General features: G+C 55.4%; 17 protein-coding genes. 11 read left to right on the forward strand and 6 right to left on the reverse strand.

Translation table 11 applies throughout. The annotated features are described in order from the left end of the window. Window positions 1-340: 340 nt before the first annotated feature. Together ACFE7X_RS02775 and ACFE7X_RS02780 are read left to right on the forward strand one after the other, a co-directional pair. Complete coding sequence (locus ACFE7X_RS02775; protein ID WP_375434133.1) at window positions 341-1,186, forward strand: class I SAM-dependent methyltransferase; 846 nt, start codon at window positions 341-343, stop codon at window positions 1,184-1,186. Window positions 1,187-1,303: 117 nt separating this feature from the next. Continuing rightward, complete coding sequence (locus ACFE7X_RS02780) at window positions 1,304-2,011, forward strand: poly-gamma-glutamate hydrolase family protein (RefSeq protein ID WP_375434134.1); 708 nt, start codon at window positions 1,304-1,306, stop codon at window positions 2,009-2,011. A 164-nt stretch (window positions 2,012-2,175) separates the two neighbouring features. On the opposite strand, the gene ACFE7X_RS02785 is transcribed toward ACFE7X_RS02780, so the two are convergent. After that, the gene (locus ACFE7X_RS02785) at window positions 2,176-2,394 is read right to left on the reverse strand and encodes a hypothetical protein (RefSeq protein ID WP_375434135.1); all 219 of its coding nucleotides are present in this window, start codon (window positions 2,392-2,394) and stop codon (window positions 2,176-2,178) included. 171 nt (window positions 2,395-2,565) lie between these two features. Between ACFE7X_RS02785 and ACFE7X_RS02790 the strand changes: the two genes are divergently transcribed. Then, window positions 2,566-3,015 (forward strand): hypothetical protein, encoded by a 450-nt coding sequence (locus ACFE7X_RS02790; RefSeq protein ID WP_375434136.1) that lies wholly within the window; start codon window positions 2,566-2,568, stop codon window positions 3,013-3,015. A 49-nt stretch (window positions 3,016-3,064) separates the two neighbouring features. Then, window positions 3,065-4,201 carry an AMP-binding protein gene (locus tag ACFE7X_RS02795; protein ID WP_375434137.1) on the forward strand — a complete coding sequence of 379 codons (1,137 nt, stop codon included), beginning with the start codon at window positions 3,065-3,067 and terminating at the stop codon, window positions 4,199-4,201. A 730-nt stretch (window positions 4,202-4,931) separates the two neighbouring features. On the opposite strand, the gene ACFE7X_RS02800 is transcribed toward ACFE7X_RS02795, so the two are convergent. Then, a complete protein-coding gene (locus ACFE7X_RS02800) occupies window positions 4,932-5,657 on the reverse strand; it encodes a hypothetical protein (protein WP_375434138.1) in 726 nt (241 codons plus the stop codon). Window positions 5,658-5,829: 172 nt separating this feature from the next. Between ACFE7X_RS02800 and ACFE7X_RS02805 the strand changes: the two genes are divergently transcribed. From ACFE7X_RS02805 to ACFE7X_RS02835, 7 genes are all read left to right on the forward strand, one after another. Continuing rightward, entirely contained in the window at window positions 5,830-6,273 is a 444-nt protein-coding gene (locus ACFE7X_RS02805) for an ABA4-like family protein (RefSeq protein ID WP_375434139.1), read from the forward strand. Between the two features lie 38 nt (window positions 6,274-6,311). After that, complete coding sequence (locus tag ACFE7X_RS02810) at window positions 6,312-7,175, forward strand: hypothetical protein (RefSeq protein WP_375434140.1); 864 nt, start codon at window positions 6,312-6,314, stop codon at window positions 7,173-7,175. Between the two features lie 115 nt (window positions 7,176-7,290). Beyond that, window positions 7,291-7,947 (forward strand): hypothetical protein, encoded by a 657-nt coding sequence (locus tag ACFE7X_RS02815; RefSeq protein WP_375434141.1) that lies wholly within the window; start codon window positions 7,291-7,293, stop codon window positions 7,945-7,947. Between the two features lie 22 nt (window positions 7,948-7,969). Next, window positions 7,970-8,992: a sensor histidine kinase gene (locus ACFE7X_RS02820; RefSeq protein WP_375434142.1), complete on the forward strand. Its 1,023-nt coding sequence runs from the start codon at window positions 7,970-7,972 to the stop codon at window positions 8,990-8,992. Between the two features lie 32 nt (window positions 8,993-9,024). After that, window positions 9,025-9,510, forward strand: coding sequence for a DoxX family protein (locus ACFE7X_RS02825; protein ID WP_375434143.1), 486 nt, complete (start codon window positions 9,025-9,027; stop codon window positions 9,508-9,510). An 8-nt stretch (window positions 9,511-9,518) separates the two neighbouring features. Beyond that, complete coding sequence (locus tag ACFE7X_RS02830; protein WP_375434144.1) at window positions 9,519-10,043, forward strand: flavodoxin family protein; 525 nt, start codon at window positions 9,519-9,521, stop codon at window positions 10,041-10,043. 159 nt (window positions 10,044-10,202) lie between these two features. Then, window positions 10,203-10,991 carry a LytR/AlgR family response regulator transcription factor gene (locus tag ACFE7X_RS02835; protein ID WP_375434145.1) on the forward strand — a complete coding sequence of 263 codons (789 nt, stop codon included), beginning with the start codon at window positions 10,203-10,205 and terminating at the stop codon, window positions 10,989-10,991. Here the strand turns inward: ACFE7X_RS02835 and ACFE7X_RS02840 are convergent. From ACFE7X_RS02840 to ACFE7X_RS02855, 4 genes are all read right to left on the reverse strand, one after another. Further along, the gene (locus tag ACFE7X_RS02840) at window positions 10,988-11,602 is read right to left on the reverse strand and encodes a hypothetical protein (protein ID WP_375434146.1); all 615 of its coding nucleotides are present in this window, start codon (window positions 11,600-11,602) and stop codon (window positions 10,988-10,990) included. The two genes, ACFE7X_RS02835 and ACFE7X_RS02840, sit on opposite strands and share 4 nt — an antisense overlap. A gap of 19 nt (window positions 11,603-11,621) precedes the next feature. After that, complete coding sequence (locus tag ACFE7X_RS02845) at window positions 11,622-12,407, reverse strand: LytR/AlgR family response regulator transcription factor (RefSeq protein ID WP_375434147.1); 786 nt, start codon at window positions 12,405-12,407, stop codon at window positions 11,622-11,624. Between the two features lie 302 nt (window positions 12,408-12,709). After that, window positions 12,710-13,849, reverse strand: a complete 1,140-nt coding sequence (locus ACFE7X_RS02850; RefSeq protein ID WP_375434148.1) for an alkene reductase — start codon at window positions 13,847-13,849, stop codon at window positions 12,710-12,712. A 141-nt stretch (window positions 13,850-13,990) separates the two neighbouring features. Beyond that, a complete protein-coding gene (locus tag ACFE7X_RS02855) occupies window positions 13,991-15,118 on the reverse strand; it encodes a sensor histidine kinase (RefSeq protein ID WP_375434149.1) in 1,128 nt (375 codons plus the stop codon). Window positions 15,119-15,184 lie beyond the last annotated feature (66 nt).

Raw genomic sequence — 15,184 nt, forward strand, 5'->3', positions numbered from 1 at the left:
AAGCAAACAGCTAGATTCCTGGCCAGGAGTATAGCATGCGGAACATAAACCACTTTTCGATTTGCTCGCCTAACGCAAAAACGCCATCCTTAATCGGTGGCGTTTTTGCATTGAGTAGGCTCTCAAACTCCGTAAAAGCGGTATTTCGGCTAGCAGAAACGCTATGCGCTCGGGTGGCGAAGTACATACTTGACATAATATTAAGTATTACATATATTAACATATGGCATGACAAGTCCTTCCTTCTCAGCTCATCCAGCCACTTGAAACCAACGGCTAGGAAATGCACGATTGGCGCTTGCTATACCTGCTACGCATCACCACAGATTAAACCTACCCTATGGAAGCACAACTGGAACGAATCCGGGAACAGCAGAAAGAAACTTGGAACAAGTTTTCGGCAGGCTGGAGAAAATGGGATGACTTCACGATGGACTGGTTGAGGCCGATGGGAACAGAGATTATAACTTCCCTGAAGTTGAAACCTACTGCCGTAGTGCTAGATATTGCCGCCGGCACTGGCGAGCCAGGCCTGACAATTGCACCTATCGTCACGAATGGGAAAGTGGTTATCACGGACCTTGCTGAAGGCATGTTGGATGTCGCCCGCGATAATGCCTTGAGAAAAGGAATTACCAATTGTGAGTTTGTTCGGTGCGACGTTTGTGAGTTACCGTTTGACGACGAAACGTTCGACACTATTAGCTGTCGTTTTGGTTTTATGTTTTTCCCCGACATGCTGTTAGCCGCTAAGGAAATGGCCCGGGTACTCAAACCTGGAGGAAGAATTGCTGCCGCCGTGTGGGGTGCACCCAATAAAAACTTCTGGATTACGGCTACTATGAGCGTGATCAACGAGCACATGCAGCTGCCCGCGCCGCCGCAAGGGGCGCCCGGTATGTTTCGCTGTGCTGCACCTAGTTTTCTAGCCGATTTGTTTGCGCAGGCCGGATTCCAGAACACCACGGAAAAGGAAGTAACCGGCAAGCTAAATGCCGGAACCACCGCTAATTATTGGAGCTTCATGAATGATGTAGCAGCTCCAGTAGTTGCGGCCATGAGTAAAGCTGATGATAACACAAAAGAGCAAATTAAAAATTCAGTATTTCATTTACTGAATGAAAATAGTTCTAATGAATCACTTGCCCTCGATTACGGAACAATAATAATTTCAGGTGAAAAATAGTAAGCTTATTTCATAATTATCTACGGAATTACCAATACCATTTTCAATAATTATATTAATATCTTTTCAATATAAAAAGGCAAAACTATGCCACAAGGACGTGATTTTTATTGCAGCATGACAGACTTGTATGCCGAAGAAATTGAAGGCACTAATTTCACCAAACAATGGTATAGGCACCGTTGGCATTATGAAACAGAGAAAAACGATAACGAGGAGAATTCAATATTTATCATGGCTCCTCATGGTGGCAGTATAGAAAGTGGCACGACGGAGCTGGCTTTGGCAACTGCTGGCTTTACCAGTGATTTCAATGGCCAACCTGCAACATCGCAGACATATGATTATTTCATTTTCAATGGCATCAATCCTAATAAGCAGAACGGCAAATTACATGTAACCGCCTCTCATTATGATGACCCTGTAGCTACTGAGTTGGCAAGTAATAGCACTATCAGCCTTTCTTTTCATGGCTGTACTGATAATCAACCTAATGAAAGTACCGGGATGGGATATAAAGCATGCTTAATAGGTGGCCTTGATAAACCATTTAAGGAATTATTGGAAGCACGATTGGTAGGAGCTGGCTTTAATGCTTATATAACTAGCCAGGAAATGCTAGATGGAAATCTAGCTAAGAATATTATCAACAAAAACAAACGAAATGCCGGCGCGCAGTTCGAGCTAACGAGCACTTTCCGCGAATCACTTTATGGCGTGAATAGCCGTAGCAAAAGAAAAACCAGCACTAATATCAACTTCTGGCTATTCGTTAATGCTATTCGAGAAGCTATTGAGGAATACAAAATTCAATTAGCTATTTAAATAAAAATTTCATTACAAACTGTCAAAAACAATTATTCAATACTATATTTATCCTTTAATAATTGAATAAAATGATTCTTAACGGCAAAAGTCGTCATTATTATAAAATAAAAAAGCGCCACCCAATTAGAGGTGGCGCTTTCCGTTTTTATGATTAGTAAATTCTAGAATATTGAGCCGTAGGCTGCACATCCCTCACACCAGCCGAAGAAATTGCGCAGACGCTCATCTTTCACCTCCTTCTTCCGCCGCTTGCGGGCCCGACGAGCCGCTTTGGCAGCTAGGTCGGCCGCAGGCGCAACTAAATGATAGCGGAGCGTAATATAGCGCCGGAAAACAAAGGTACGGACGCCTACAAACGGGGCTGGCATGGAGTATTGCATGGCAGGGGTGGCTGGTGATTAGTATTAAGTTACGTTTTTAATTTGTTGAAGATCAAGAGTCGGTCGGTTTTTCTGACTTTCAGCTGAGAGCTTCGTATGCTGGTATGCTTGTTTGATAGCTTGCTACTTAAACCCTGCTCCGCATAAACGCCGGCTCCCTTCCACCCTACCATGACCGACGCTGATTTCCACCGAGCTATCCGGCGCATCCGGTGGCGACACTGGCTGCACTACTCCGTACAGGCACTACTGATGGGGGCCCTTGTGCTGGCCGGTGGCAACAAGGTGGCGGGGGGCACTTCGCCGCAGCCGACACTGGCGTCGTGGCCTCTGTTGTTGCTGCTGGGGGCGTTGCTGCCCCTAGCGGGGGTGCTGTTGTATTTGATTTCTCGCCGCATGACGCCCAATCTGCGGCGGCCCGCCGAGCAGAATCTGCGGGTGTACCAGAGTCGCATGCTGTTGCGCAACAGCTTATTGAGCTTGCTGGGGTTGCCGCTGCTGGTTTCCTATGTTTTTACGCGCAGCCCGTTGGAACTGGTAGCGTGTGGCGTGCTGCTGCTAGCTTTGTGCGTACTAACGGTACCTTCGGCCAAAGCCTACCAGCGCTGGTTGCTTAGCTAGGGCGCCCTGTCTGGCCGACGGCCTACTTTGCTGGCTTCTTTCTACTTCTATGGCTTCTTCTTCCGACCTGCTTCCTGATTCCCTCCTACTCAACGGCCGCGAATTCCGCTACGCCGATATTCAGCAGTATCCGGCCACTACGCCCGTTGATTTGAACGGCTATGAAGCCAAGGTGCTGGACTTCTGCCGCCAGTGGCTAAACGGAACCCAGGACGTAGCCCTGCACACCAGCGGCTCTACGGGTCAGCCGCAGCCCGTGCTCATGAAGCGCCAGCAATTGGAAGCCTCGGCCCGCCGCACCGGCGACTACTTCGACTTAGGCCCCGGCGACCGGATGCTGGTGTGTTTGAACTGCGAGTTTGTGGGCGGCATGATGATGCTAGTGCGTGGCTTCGAGCGGCGCATGCACCTCACCATTGTAGAACCCCAAGCCGACCCATTTGCACTGCTACCAGCCGAAGCAGAATTTACGTTTGCCTCGTTTGTGCCCTTGCAGCTACGGGCCGTGCTAGCGGCCGGGCACGCGCCGCGCCTCAACCAAATGAAAGCCATTTTGGTGGGCGGAGCCGCTGTGGATCAGAGTTTGGCCAAAGAAATTCGGCAACTGACAGTGCCCGTATACCTCACCTACGGCATGACTGAAACGGCCTCGCACATTGCCCTGCGTCGCCTCAATGGCCCCGACCTTACTACCGGTTACCGCGTGTTGCCCGGCATTCACGTAGCGCAAGATGCCCGCGGCTGCCTCACCGTGCGCGCCGATGTAACCGATAGCCAGCTTGTCACGACCAACGACCACGTGAAGCTACTAGACCCGCACACGTTCGAGTGGCTAGGCCGGCTGGACTTTGTGATAAACAGCGGTGGCGTGAAAGTGCAAGCCGAGAAGGTGGAGCAAGTACTGGAAGTAGCGCTATTGGAGTTGAACCTACCCGTCCGCCGGGCGTTTGTAGCTGGCCAGCCCGATGCACGCCTGGGCGAGCAGGTAACAGCCTATCTGGAAGGCGAACCGCTGGCCGAAGCGCAGCAGCAACAGCTCCTGAGCCTACTTCGCAAGCGCCTGAGCAAATACGAACGACCTCGCGAACTGATATACGTGGGAGAGTTCCGCACTACGGCTTCCGGTAAGCTTAATCGACGGGCTACGTTGCAAAGCCTGCCCAAAGCCCCCGAAACCGAGGAATAGCTGGAATTGAAAGTAACATGATACAGAAGCTCCTGCTCTATTGCTAGAGAGCAGGAGCTTCTGTATTTATAGCAAGAAGCGGTGGCTTAAAAAACCCAATTGATTTGTAAACATTAGCGCATTAAGCTAGCTGTTAAAGCAATATACTGGTGCGCTTTCCCTCGTCCTCGGTTTTTTGCGTTTCTTAATTTAATCTATTATGCAACAACCTAACAGACATGTAATTTCTGCACATAAATAGTACCTATCGGGGAATATACCAGACAGTTTCTACATAATATGTCCAAAACAACTTTAATTCAAACGGATTACTTAAATTGAACTATAGCAAATTAATAATTCTTATTCATGGTTATTTAAGCTAAATTATTTTGATTTATTTGCAATCAATCACTGAGCATTGTTTACACAATTAGAGTATTAATGCAATAAGCGCGAAGCAAAACTTCAGCTAATAACAGTTTGAAATCGCAGAAGCGGCTCCTTATTTTAATTATGTTATGAGAAAATATTTACTAACCTGTCTTGTCTTGCTTGCTTTCGTTGTCGGATTTGCACTGGGCCGCGCTAACACCATACCGCGAGAACCACGTTCTACTCCTCCGCTCCAGTTGGCACGCGCGGTAGCAGCAAGCATAGCGCAGGATTGCTAAGTCCAAGTACCTAGTCAAAGGAAAGACAGTAGCCTGCGCTGCAAACAGAGCGCAGGCTACTGTCTCTGAAGCTGCTGCTACCAGTCGGCGCGGCGTAGGCCTTGCTGGGTGAAGAAACGTTCGCGGCCACGGAACACTTTGTATATGTCGCCGAGGGAGAGTTTGACGCGGCCATAAAATACCGGACCGTTCAGTTCTCGTTGCGTAAGGTTGTTGACGAAGACGGGCTGCCGCCAGCCTAGCCCCGAACCCAAGGCTAGCCAGCGGTAAACTCGCATTTGCGCCGCCAAAGAAGGCTCAACTAACCAGATAACCCGCTTGGGCGAGCGAACCCGGCTCTCGTCGGGCAAGGTGTAGTGCGCGTAGGTTTTGCCTACGCCTAGCTGAAGCTGGGTGGCTATTTCCCAGCGCGGATTGCCTAGTACGACGTACTCGCCATAGCCCGCCACATAGCGCAGGCGCAACTCAGCCCTGGTATTGGCTGGCAGCTCCGCCGGGATGGGCTGGCGCGAGGGAATACCGTTGCTCAGCAGATATACCCCAATGCCCGTGCGCAAGCGGCCCCGCCACTCAACACCCAATTTCAGCCCGGGCACCGACACAAAGCGCCGGTTAACAATGGAGTTGCGAATGTCTAGCTGAAATACCGGCCGCCGGTGCGGTTGGCGCACCGTTACGCTGTCGTGTTCGTGTTGAGGCGCTATCGGATCGGCGATACTTGCCTGCGCGGGCTGGAGCAAACTAAGTTCCAGTCCTAGAGCCAGCAGAACCGGCCGCCACCCATATCGAAATAACAGTACCACGGCGCGAAGTTACGTCCACTTGAGGGGGAAGTTGCGAAGTAGCGTTTTCGTAAGCCGCGCTTCACCGGGCCCAGGTCTACGGTTCATGGGTTGGGGCTGCCGTTTCACCCCTTTTGCGAGTGCCAAGCCGCCAGGCAGCGTGTAGTTTTGAGTATCAAGTAAGCACACTACTATGGCTCTCACCCCCGATTCCTTGTTCGCCTTAGCCAATCCGATTGCCATGCTTGGCTGGGCACTGTTGCTATTGGCGCCGCGCTGGGTGCTAACCCGCCGCTTGGTGCTCAGTGGCGCCTTGCCACTTGTGCTGGCAGTCGCCTACGGCTTGCTGATTGGCAGTCATTACCTGGGGGCTCACGCCAGTGAGGGCGGCTTCAGTTCCTTAAAGGAAGTAGCAGCCCTCTTCCGCGACCCGTGGGCTTTGCTTGCTGGGTGGGTGCACTACCTCTGCTTCGATTTGAGCATCGGTGTTTGGGAAACCCACGATGCCCACAAACGCGGAGTGCCACATTTGCTGCTGGTACCGGCCCTGCTGCTCACCTTCCTTCTCGGCCCATTGGGCCTACTGCTTTACGCGCTGCTCCGACGCTGGTACCCTACACCAGTTGTGGCTAACTAAGGAGGTTGCTTTTATCACTCACCATACTCTTTTCAACTATGAAAACGGTTGCTTTTTCTGCTGCCCCCGCCGCTGATGGGGCTACTGGCTTTAGTTTATCGGTGTTCACTGCGGTGCGCGCTTGGCTGGTGATATTGCACCGCGTTAGCCCGGTGTTGTCGTGGGCGGGGTGGCTGCACCTAGTGTTGCTGCCGGGCGCCGTGCTAGGCTTAGCCCTCGACGAGCGGCTGGTAACGAACGTGAATCCGTGGGTTAAGCCGCTGAAGTTCCTTTTTTCCGACATCATTTACGTCTGGGGCTTGGGCTGGCTGCTCGCCGATTTGCCGGCCGCCGCACAACGGGCAGTACGCCGGATTAGCTGGGGCGTGGCGGTGGCCATTGGAGTGGAAATCGTTATCATCTTTCTGCAAGCAGCCCGCGGCACTACCTCGCACTACAATGTTGGTTCGCCGCTTGATGGGGCGCTGTTTAGCCTGATGGGGCTGTTTATTGCCGTCAATACGGTGCTCGTGGTGTGGGCCGTGTATTTGGCGTGGCGGCACCGGCCCCACGGGCCAGCCGGCTACGTGTGGGGCGTGCGCCTGGGGCTGCTGCTGTTTCTGGTGGGGAGTGCCGTGGGCGGCGCCATGATTGGGAAACTGGCTCACACGGTAGGCGCCCCCGACGGCGGCCCCGGCTTACCCGGCGTCGGGTGGAGCACCCGCGCCGGCGACCTGCGCGTTGCCCATTTCCTGGGGCTGCACGCGTTGCAGTTGGTGCCGTTGCTGGGCTGGTGGTTGAGTAGGTACGTGCCCCGGCGCGCCACTCTCCTGACGTGGCTCGGTGCCGTACTGTATGCCGGAGCCGTAGCCACGCTGTATTGGCAAGCCACGCAGGGCGTACCGCTGCTTAGCATCAAATAAGCTGACTCCATCCACTTGGAATCTCTCAGCTAACCCCCGCGCTTGCCAGCTTTGATAGAGGCTGCTGGGCTTTTCTACTTCTGACGGCAGCCCCCACCAACTCAACCCATTCTTTATGCAAGCCCTGCATCAGGCCAATATTGGTATCCATATCTTGTTTGGCACGCTGGCGCTCCTGGTGGGATTGGTGCCGTTGTTGGCAACTAAAGGCGGCGCGGTACATCGGCGGTTCGGGAACTGGTTTTTGCGCCTGACTACCGTGGTGCTTGCAACAGCCGTGCTGGGACTCGCCGTGTTCAATTTCCGGCCCTTCCTGACCGTGATTGTACTGCTGAGCACCTACCAAGCCTACGCGGGCTACCGGACGCTGCGCATTCGGGCTACTGGTCCAACTTTGCTCGACGGGTTGTTTTCAGGTGTGTTTTTAGTGGGTGGGCTGGCATTTCTGGCGCTGTTGCCGCGCATTCAATTGGTGTGGTCGCCGGTGGTGATGTACAGCGCGCTGGGCACGCTGGTGGCTACTACAGTATACGATTTAAGTCGCTTCGGATGGCGCCGCCAGTGGCAGCGGGGTGCCTGGCACTACGAGCATATCTGGAAGATGATGAGTGCCTACGCGGCGCTGCTCTCGGCCTTCACGGGCACCGTACTGGCTGCTTATCAACCGTATAGTCAGTTTTTACCCTCGCTTTTGTGCACCGCAATAGCCTTATTCTTTATGCTAATTGCTTATCGGCAACGCAGGCGAGCAGTTGGCTTGGCGGCCACCTAATGCCCGTATCTTGCCCGCCGCTATGAACGACCGCCGCCTCCGCCTTTTTGGTATTCCTATTCTGAGCTTGATTATCACGCTGCTCACGGCATCGGAGCACCGGGCCTGGACGGCACCACTATTTTTCATCGATTGGGGCATTTCGCTGTATTTCACCGCCTTCCTCTGGATTGGCAACCGGGCGCTGTGGGACTGGCTGCTGCGGCGCTTTCCGCACGTAGATGAAACCAGCCGGCGCCTGTGGAGCCTGGCCGGCTGGTCGGTGGTATTCACGAGCGTGGCGACAGTGCTGCTGCGGATACCACTCAACTGGATGCTGCCCAAGCACTTCGACCTGCACTTCAATTCTCAGTTGTCGGCTACGTTTTTCAACTTATTTCCCACGCTGGCCGTGCAAACGCTCTACGAAACCATTTACTTTTTTCGGCAGTGGGAGCAGAATGTACGCCGGGCCGAGCAACTGCAAAGCGCCGGCGTGCAAAGCCAACTCGAAGCCCTGCAAAGCCAGCTCGATCCGCACTTTCTCTTCAACACCCTCAATACGCTCTCGGCCCTGATCGAGCCCAGCAACAAACCCGCCCAAGAGTTTGTGGAGCAGCTCGCCGACGTGTACCGCTATGTGCTCCTCACCCGCGACAAATCCACCGTGCCACTAGCCGAAGAGCTAGCTTTCGTGGACACTTATTTGGCTCTACAGAAAGTCCGGTTTCGTGACAACTTGCGCGTGACCACCACCGTGGCGCCCGCCGCCCTGGCGGCCCGCGTAGCCCCGCTGAGCGTGCAGCTACTGGTTGAAAACGCGCTGAAGCACAACGTGGCGTCGCGGCAGTTTCCGTTGGAGCTACGCCTGTCGGCGGACGGTACTGGCACCTATTTCACCGTAGAAAATACGCTGCGCCCCCGCACGGCCGGTTTGGCGCCCGGCACGGGCATGGGCCTGGCCAATGTGCGCCACCGCTACGAGCTGTTGCAAGCGCCGCAGCCCGTTACGATTTCCACTGACGATGGCTGGTTTCGGGTGCAACTACCGCTGCTTGCCGAGTAAGCGCAGCGGCTCCTTTCCTCAAAATTTATTTTATGAAGCCCTTATTTGTTTTGCTCGGCACCTTCCTGCTGGCATTGGGTGCTACCCGCTTGTTTGGAGGCAGCTTGAATTACCTGCTGGCTGGCAACGTAGCCATGGCCGTGATGCTGCTGTTTACGGGAATGGCGCACTTCACTCTCACGAAAGGCATGGTGCTGATGTTGCCGGATTGGCTGCCCGGCCGCAAAGCGTGGGTGTATGTCACGGGGCTAATGGAGCTGGCAGCGGCCGTGGGGTTGCTCGTACCTGGCCTGCGTCAGTTGGCGGGCTGGTTGCTGCTGGTGTTTTTTGTGTTGGTGCTGCCCGGCAATATTCACGCGGCTTTGCACCACATCAACTACCAAAAAGGCACCACCGATGGCCCCGGCCCGCGCTACTTGTGGTTTCGGGTTCCACTACAGCTGTTGTTCATCGCCTGGACCTGGTATTTTAGCACGCACTTACCGGCGGCTCCTGCCTTATCGAGCCTTTCTCACTAGCCTTCGCCGTGCCCTTATCTGCCTCTACCGCCACTACGCCCTTGGTTGTTCTTGGTAGCGCCCGCCAAGCCGGCGACACGCACCGCTTGGTAGCGGGGGCGCTGGCCAAGGTGCCGCACACGCTCGTAAACCTGCTCGATTGGCCGGTGGCTCCCTACAGCTACGACCACGAATATCCGGCCGAAGACGCCTTTCCGCACCTGGCTAGCCTGATGGTGCAGCATCCGGCAATTGTATTTGCGACGCCAGTGTATTGGTACAGCATGAGCGGGGTGATGAAACACTTCCTCGACCGGCTTACCGATCTTACTGACAGCCACAAACAACTAGGCCGCGCGCTTGCCGGCAAACACGCCTTTCTGCTCGCCGTCGGCTCCGACCACAACTTGCCGGAAGGGTTCGAGGTGCCGTTTCGGCGAACGGCGGCGTATTTCGATATGACGTTTGAGCGCAGCTTGTACCAGTCGCTCACGCAGCCTTTTCCCGAGGAAGAAACTCGCCAATTTGCGCACCAACTCCGTGGCGTGTGCTAAGTGGCTATTCAAATCTCACGTTGTCCTTCCGACGCAGGAGGAATCTGAGTTAAATCGTTCAACGGATTAATTCAGATTTCTCCTGCGTCGGAAGGACAACGTGAGATTTGGATACGCTTTACTATAAACGTCCTTCATCATCTCAACTCGTTGCCCTGCATGACCGTTCTGATCCTCGAAGACGAATATCCGGCCGCCGAGCGCCTGCAACGGTTGCTGCTGGAAGCCGTGCCTGAAGCACAGGTGCTGGCCGCTCTCGACAGCGTAGCGGGCGCGCTGGCGTGGCTGGCTACGCATCCCGCTCCCGATTTGATTTTATCTGACATTCAGCTCGCCGATGGGTTGAGCTTGGAGGTGTTTGAACAAACGCTGGTGCGCAGCCCCGTTATTTTCACCACCGCCTACGATGCCTATGCCATTCGAGCTTTCAAGGCCAACAGCGTTGATTATCTGCTGAAACCCGTAAAGCTCGCCGAGTTGCAGGCCGCCCTCACCAAACTGCGAGAGTGGCGGAGCCCCGCCAATTTGCCGCCCGCCGCCGGCATTGCCGACGACGCGGCCCGCCGCCTGGAACGGCTCCTCGACAGCCTGCCCCGCTCCGACCGGCAGTACAAAACTCGCTTTCTGGTTCGCAGTGGGGAGCAGTTGCTTCCTCTGTCCGTCCCTCAGATAGCCTGGTTCCAGAGCCGCCACGAAACCACCACGCTCGTTGCCACCGACGGCCGCCGGTTCCTGGTCGATTACACGCTAGAACAGTTGGAAAGCCTGCTCGACCCGCGCCAGTTCTTCCGCCTCAACCGCCAATTCATTGCTCAGCTTCCGGCCGTGCAGCGCCTGCATCCTCACTTCAACGGCAAGCTGCTGCTCGACCTACAGCCCGCCCCCGGCGAAGAAGTGCTGGTAAGCCGGGAGAAAGCCGCGGCCCTAAAGCAGTGGCTGGAGGGTTAGCTGGCTTTGCTGTTAGATGCTACGTGCGCCAGAAACCAAGCCAGCCCGCCCCCGGCCGCTACGCCGATTATAGCACCTGTCACTAGTTCTGGCAACGTATGACGCCGCAGCACCAGCCGCGAGGCCGCTATTACTGTTGCCAGTAGCAGGGCCAGTACACCCCACCCGGAGTACAAGTGCAGCACCAAGCAGGCCAGAAAGAACGACAAAGCTGCGTGCAGCGAGATTTTCAGCCAGAAATTAATTGTGTAGCAAATCAGCACTAACAGCCAGGCCGCTAGCAGGCCGTACCGGAATAGCCCTGCCTGCTGCCAGAACAGAGCGGTAGTCGCCAGCCCCAGCAACCCCAGCAGCACCGGATAAAACGATTGGCGCTGCGTCTGTTGCGACACATCAAAGTTGGAGTATGCGCCGCGCCACGTTTGGCGAAGGTTCCAGAGGCTGATGAGTGCCGCCATCGTGGCTACGCTACCAAGGCTCCATACGGCAGTTGGGTCGTCGTCAAGGTTCTGCCAAGCCATGAAACTCACAAACGCTGTGCTCGTGAGCAATGGGTGCCCTAACAAGGAAATTACCGCCGCTAAACGGCGCATGCTTGCGGTAGTCATCATGACGGTAATGGCGAGGTGCTCATCTATCCAGCCATGCCTTGAAGGCGGCTACTTTTTCGCGGCTTACGAGCACGGTTTCGCCTTCGGGGGCGGTGGGTTTGAGCACGGTTTGGAGGCGGGAGTTGGTGTAGTGGATAATATCGTGGATGGAGTCGGCGTGGGCCAGGTAGGCGCGGTTGAGGCGGAAGAATTCGGTGGGGTCGAGCATCTGCTCTAGCTGCTCCAGCGTGTAGTCGACCACGAAGCGCCGGCCTTCCCGGGTGTGCAAGAGCGTGACCTTTTCCAGGCTGGCGAAGTAGGCAATCTGCTCTACTGGAATAGCTTTCAGATGCTCCCCTACCCGCACCACAAAGCGCGACTTGTATTCCTTGGCGGGGTGCGCCTGCTGGAGCACCCGGGCCAGCAGCGCCGCATCGAAGGCTGGCGTAGCGGCTTCGCGCAGCTGTTGCAGCTTGGCCAGGGCAGCCGTTAGCTCTTCGGGGTCGATGGGCTTGAGCAGGTAGTCCACGCTGTTCACTTTGAAAGCGCGCAGGGCGTATTTGTCGTACGCCGTGGTAAAGACAACGGGGATACGAATTTCCAGCCGCTCGAACAACTCGAAGCTGAGTCCATCGGCCAAGTGGATATCCAGAAACAGCACGTCCGGCGCGGGCCGTAGCGTTTCGAGCAGCGCTTCTGCTTCCGCCACCGACTCGGCGGTGCCTACTACTTCCACGCGGGTTGGTTGCTTCTTCAGCAAGTCGGCTAGGCGGCGGGCGGCCAGCGGTTCGTCTTCAACAATCAGAGCGCGCAAGGTTTGGGACATAGCAATATAACTTCTGGTTACTCCTCGCTCCTCGGTAGAAGAGCTACGGGCAAGTTCAGGGAAGTAGCTGACTAAAGCCAGAAACGCCACATATTAAGCAGGCTGCTTTGCCGCCATGCGCTCCACAGGCGAAAGAAGAAAGTTAGCATAAGCACAAAAAAGCCAACTACTTCTCAGCAGTTGGCTTTCTAGTTTGCAAACTCTTCCTTTTTCAAACAGAATGTTGTCCTTCTGGCGAAGGAGGAATCTAGGTAAAGCCTCAAATAGGTTAACTCAGATCCTCCTTCGTCGGAAGGACAACCTTAGTTTCTGCTCTGGTCGATGTCCTGGGTAGCGCCGGCCAACGATTCTTCCAACGACGGATAGTCGATGTAGCCGTGGTCGTCGCCGCCGTAGAACGTGGCTTGGTCGGGGTCGTTGAGGGCCGTACCGCGCTGGTAGCGCTCTACCAGGTCGGGGTTGGAGATGAACGGAATGCCGAAGGCAATCAGGTCGGCTTCGTTGTTTTCGAGGGCGGCTTCGGCGGTTTCTTGGGTGTAGCCGCCGTTCAGGATGAACGGACCGTTGAAGATCTGGCGCAGCGTAGGGGCTACGGGCTCCTGGCCAGGCTGAGCAGCCATGCGGTGCCCCGGTAGCGCCTCGATAACGTGCAGATAAGCCAGCCCGAACTTGTTGAGTTGCTCGGTTACGTAGCTGAACGTGGCTAAGCGGTTGGAGTCGTTGATGCCACCCATGTTGCCGGTTGGAGAGAGACGAATGCCCGTGCGGTCGGCGCCAAATACGCCAGTTACGGCCTCCACTATTTCCAGCGCGAAACGGGCGCGGTTTTCCACACTGCCGCCGTACTCGTCGGTGCGCTGGTTGGTGTTGTCCTGAATGAACTGGTCCACCAGATACCCGTTGGCACCGTGGATTTCTACCCCATCAAAACCGGCTTGCTTGGCATTTTCGGCGGCTTTGCGGAAATCTTCTACTACAGCCTTCACTTCATGCGTTTCCAGGGCGCGCGGCGCAGGAATTTCTTCCATGCCGTTGGCCGTGAAAGCTTTCACGCCGGTAGGCTGCACCGCCGATGGCGCTACGGGCAATTCGCCGTTCTGAAAAAACGGATGAGAAATAGCCCCCACGTGCCACAACTGCATGAAGATGCGCCCACCTTCCGCGTGCACGGCATCGGTTACTTTTTTCCAACCGGCTACCTGGGCTTCGGAGTGGATACCGGGGGTGTAGATGTAGCCCACGCCCTGCTGCGAAATCTGCGACCCTTCGGTGATGATAAGGCCCGCGGATGCACGCTGCACGTAGTATTTCACCGTGGAATCGGTGGGCACGTTGCCGTCGTTGTTGGCCCGGCTGCGGGTCATGGGGGCCATTACGAGGCGGTTGGGCAAGTGGAGCGCGCCCATTTGGAAGGGCGTAAACAAGGTTGATTCCTGACTCATAGTAAGCAATCTAAAAAGCTGATTATGTTTTCTGCTATTTGATTGCCTACAACTGATGTAACTACATGAATGTTCGTGTTTCTTCAGATAAAAGTTTCTGCGCAGCTTGGTATCGGCCTCTATCAGCTGTGTTATAAGCTATTAAAGCGGCGAGGATGTTAGAGTCAGCAAGGGCAGTATCACGGTGAAGTCGGTTTCGGTTTTCTCGACCGTCACTGGCTGCGAAGTCAGGAAGGCGTAGCGGGCGGAGAGGTTGCGCAAACCCAAGCCCGTCGATTCCTCATCGGGGACGCGGCGGTAGCGCAGGGCATTGCGCACGACCAGCTGGCGCGCGGCAGCATCCAGCGTAATCCGGATGTGCAGGGGCTGTTTTTGGCTGGTGGCGTTGTGTTTGAGGGCGTTTTCAAGGAGCAACTGCACAGCCAGCGGCGGCACCAGCAATTGGTCGAGGTCGGCGGCGGGCGGCAGGTTGATTTCCACTTGCAGCCCTTCGCCGAGGCGGGTGCGCTGCAAGAACACGTAGGCTTCCACGAAGCGCATTTCCTCGGTTAGCGTTACCACTTCCTGCTCTTGGCTGTCGAGCACGTAGCGGTAAACCTTGGCCAGTTGGCGGACGAAGCGCGAGGCGCGGGCCGGGTCGTCTTCTTCGATAAGGGAAGTCAGGGCGTTCAGCGAGTTGAAGAGAAAGTGCGGGTCCACCTGGCGGCGCAGGGAGTCGAGGCGGGCCACGGCGTTTTCCTTTTCCACCCGCTCGGCCCGGATAGCGGCTTCGCGCCATTGCAGGAAAAAGGCCCGGCTGTGGTTGAACAGCGAAATGATGATGGTTACGCCCAAGGGCACCAATACCTGGCCGTACATCTGCGGCTGCCACAGCAGCGCCAGCGACTTGTGCGAGAGCAACAGGTAGGCCACCTGAATCAGCAAAATAACCAGCACCGACCCGCCTACCGATAAGGCCAGCGTAACCAGCATTCGGCGCAAGGGCCGCTCAGCCCACGAAATACGGCCGTTGAGCCAGTCAACCGCAAACCAATTGACAAACCAGAGCCCCGTGCTGTAAGCAAACGTAATAGCAAAGGTGAGAGCCAGGCGCGTTGCGTTAGTTAGAGCCCCTGGGTTCAAGACTACCGTGAGGAAGGCGGAGATGAGTACCAACACCCGCAACGCTTTCCACACGGCGGCCCATGAGTTTGAAGCTGGCCGGTAGCCAGCCGTGAACAGGGAAGAAGGGTTGGACTGCGCCACGGACAACGGCAAGGAAGTTTCCATCAAAGTAAACGAAAAGACCCGTTGGGAAAGCCCCGCCTAAGCAGTCCTTCTCCAACGGGTCAGTTA

The organism is uncultured Hymenobacter sp., assembly GCF_964242765.1.
GTDB lineage: Bacteria > Bacteroidota > Bacteroidia > Cytophagales > Hymenobacteraceae > Hymenobacter.

What these genes read in the sequence shown, in the direction of transcription:
- ACFE7X_RS02810 (WP_375434140.1), top strand. Translation starts at nt 6,312, where the DNA reads ATGAAAACGGTTGCTTTTTCTGCTGCCCCCGCCGCTGATGGGGCTACT.
- ACFE7X_RS02790 (WP_375434136.1), top strand. Translation starts at nt 2,566, where the DNA reads ATGACCGACGCTGATTTCCACCGAGCTATCCGGCGCATCCGGTGGCGA.
- ACFE7X_RS02795 (WP_375434137.1), top strand. Translation starts at nt 3,065, where the DNA reads ATGGCTTCTTCTTCCGACCTGCTTCCTGATTCCCTCCTACTCAACGGC.
- ACFE7X_RS02785 (WP_375434135.1), bottom strand. Translation starts at nt 2,394, where the DNA reads ATGCAATACTCCATGCCAGCCCCGTTTGTAGGCGTCCGTACCTTTGTT.
- ACFE7X_RS02815 (WP_375434141.1), top strand. Translation starts at nt 7,291, where the DNA reads ATGCAAGCCCTGCATCAGGCCAATATTGGTATCCATATCTTGTTTGGC.
- ACFE7X_RS02780 (WP_375434134.1), top strand. Translation starts at nt 1,304, where the DNA reads ATGACAGACTTGTATGCCGAAGAAATTGAAGGCACTAATTTCACCAAA.
- ACFE7X_RS02825 (WP_375434143.1), top strand. Translation starts at nt 9,025, where the DNA reads ATGAAGCCCTTATTTGTTTTGCTCGGCACCTTCCTGCTGGCATTGGGT.
- ACFE7X_RS02850 (WP_375434148.1), bottom strand. Translation starts at nt 13,849, where the DNA reads ATGAGTCAGGAATCAACCTTGTTTACGCCCTTCCAAATGGGCGCGCTC.
- ACFE7X_RS02835 (WP_375434145.1), top strand. Translation starts at nt 10,203, where the DNA reads ATGACCGTTCTGATCCTCGAAGACGAATATCCGGCCGCCGAGCGCCTG.
- ACFE7X_RS02845 (WP_375434147.1), bottom strand. Translation starts at nt 12,407, where the DNA reads ATGTCCCAAACCTTGCGCGCTCTGATTGTTGAAGACGAACCGCTGGCC.
- ACFE7X_RS02805 (WP_375434139.1), top strand. Translation starts at nt 5,830, where the DNA reads ATGGCTCTCACCCCCGATTCCTTGTTCGCCTTAGCCAATCCGATTGCC.
- ACFE7X_RS02855 (WP_375434149.1), bottom strand. Translation starts at nt 15,118, where the DNA reads ATGGAAACTTCCTTGCCGTTGTCCGTGGCGCAGTCCAACCCTTCTTCC.
- ACFE7X_RS02775 (WP_375434133.1), top strand. Translation starts at nt 341, where the DNA reads ATGGAAGCACAACTGGAACGAATCCGGGAACAGCAGAAAGAAACTTGG.
- ACFE7X_RS02820 (WP_375434142.1), top strand. Translation starts at nt 7,970, where the DNA reads ATGAACGACCGCCGCCTCCGCCTTTTTGGTATTCCTATTCTGAGCTTG.
- ACFE7X_RS02840 (WP_375434146.1), bottom strand. Translation starts at nt 11,602, where the DNA reads ATGATGACTACCGCAAGCATGCGCCGTTTAGCGGCGGTAATTTCCTTG.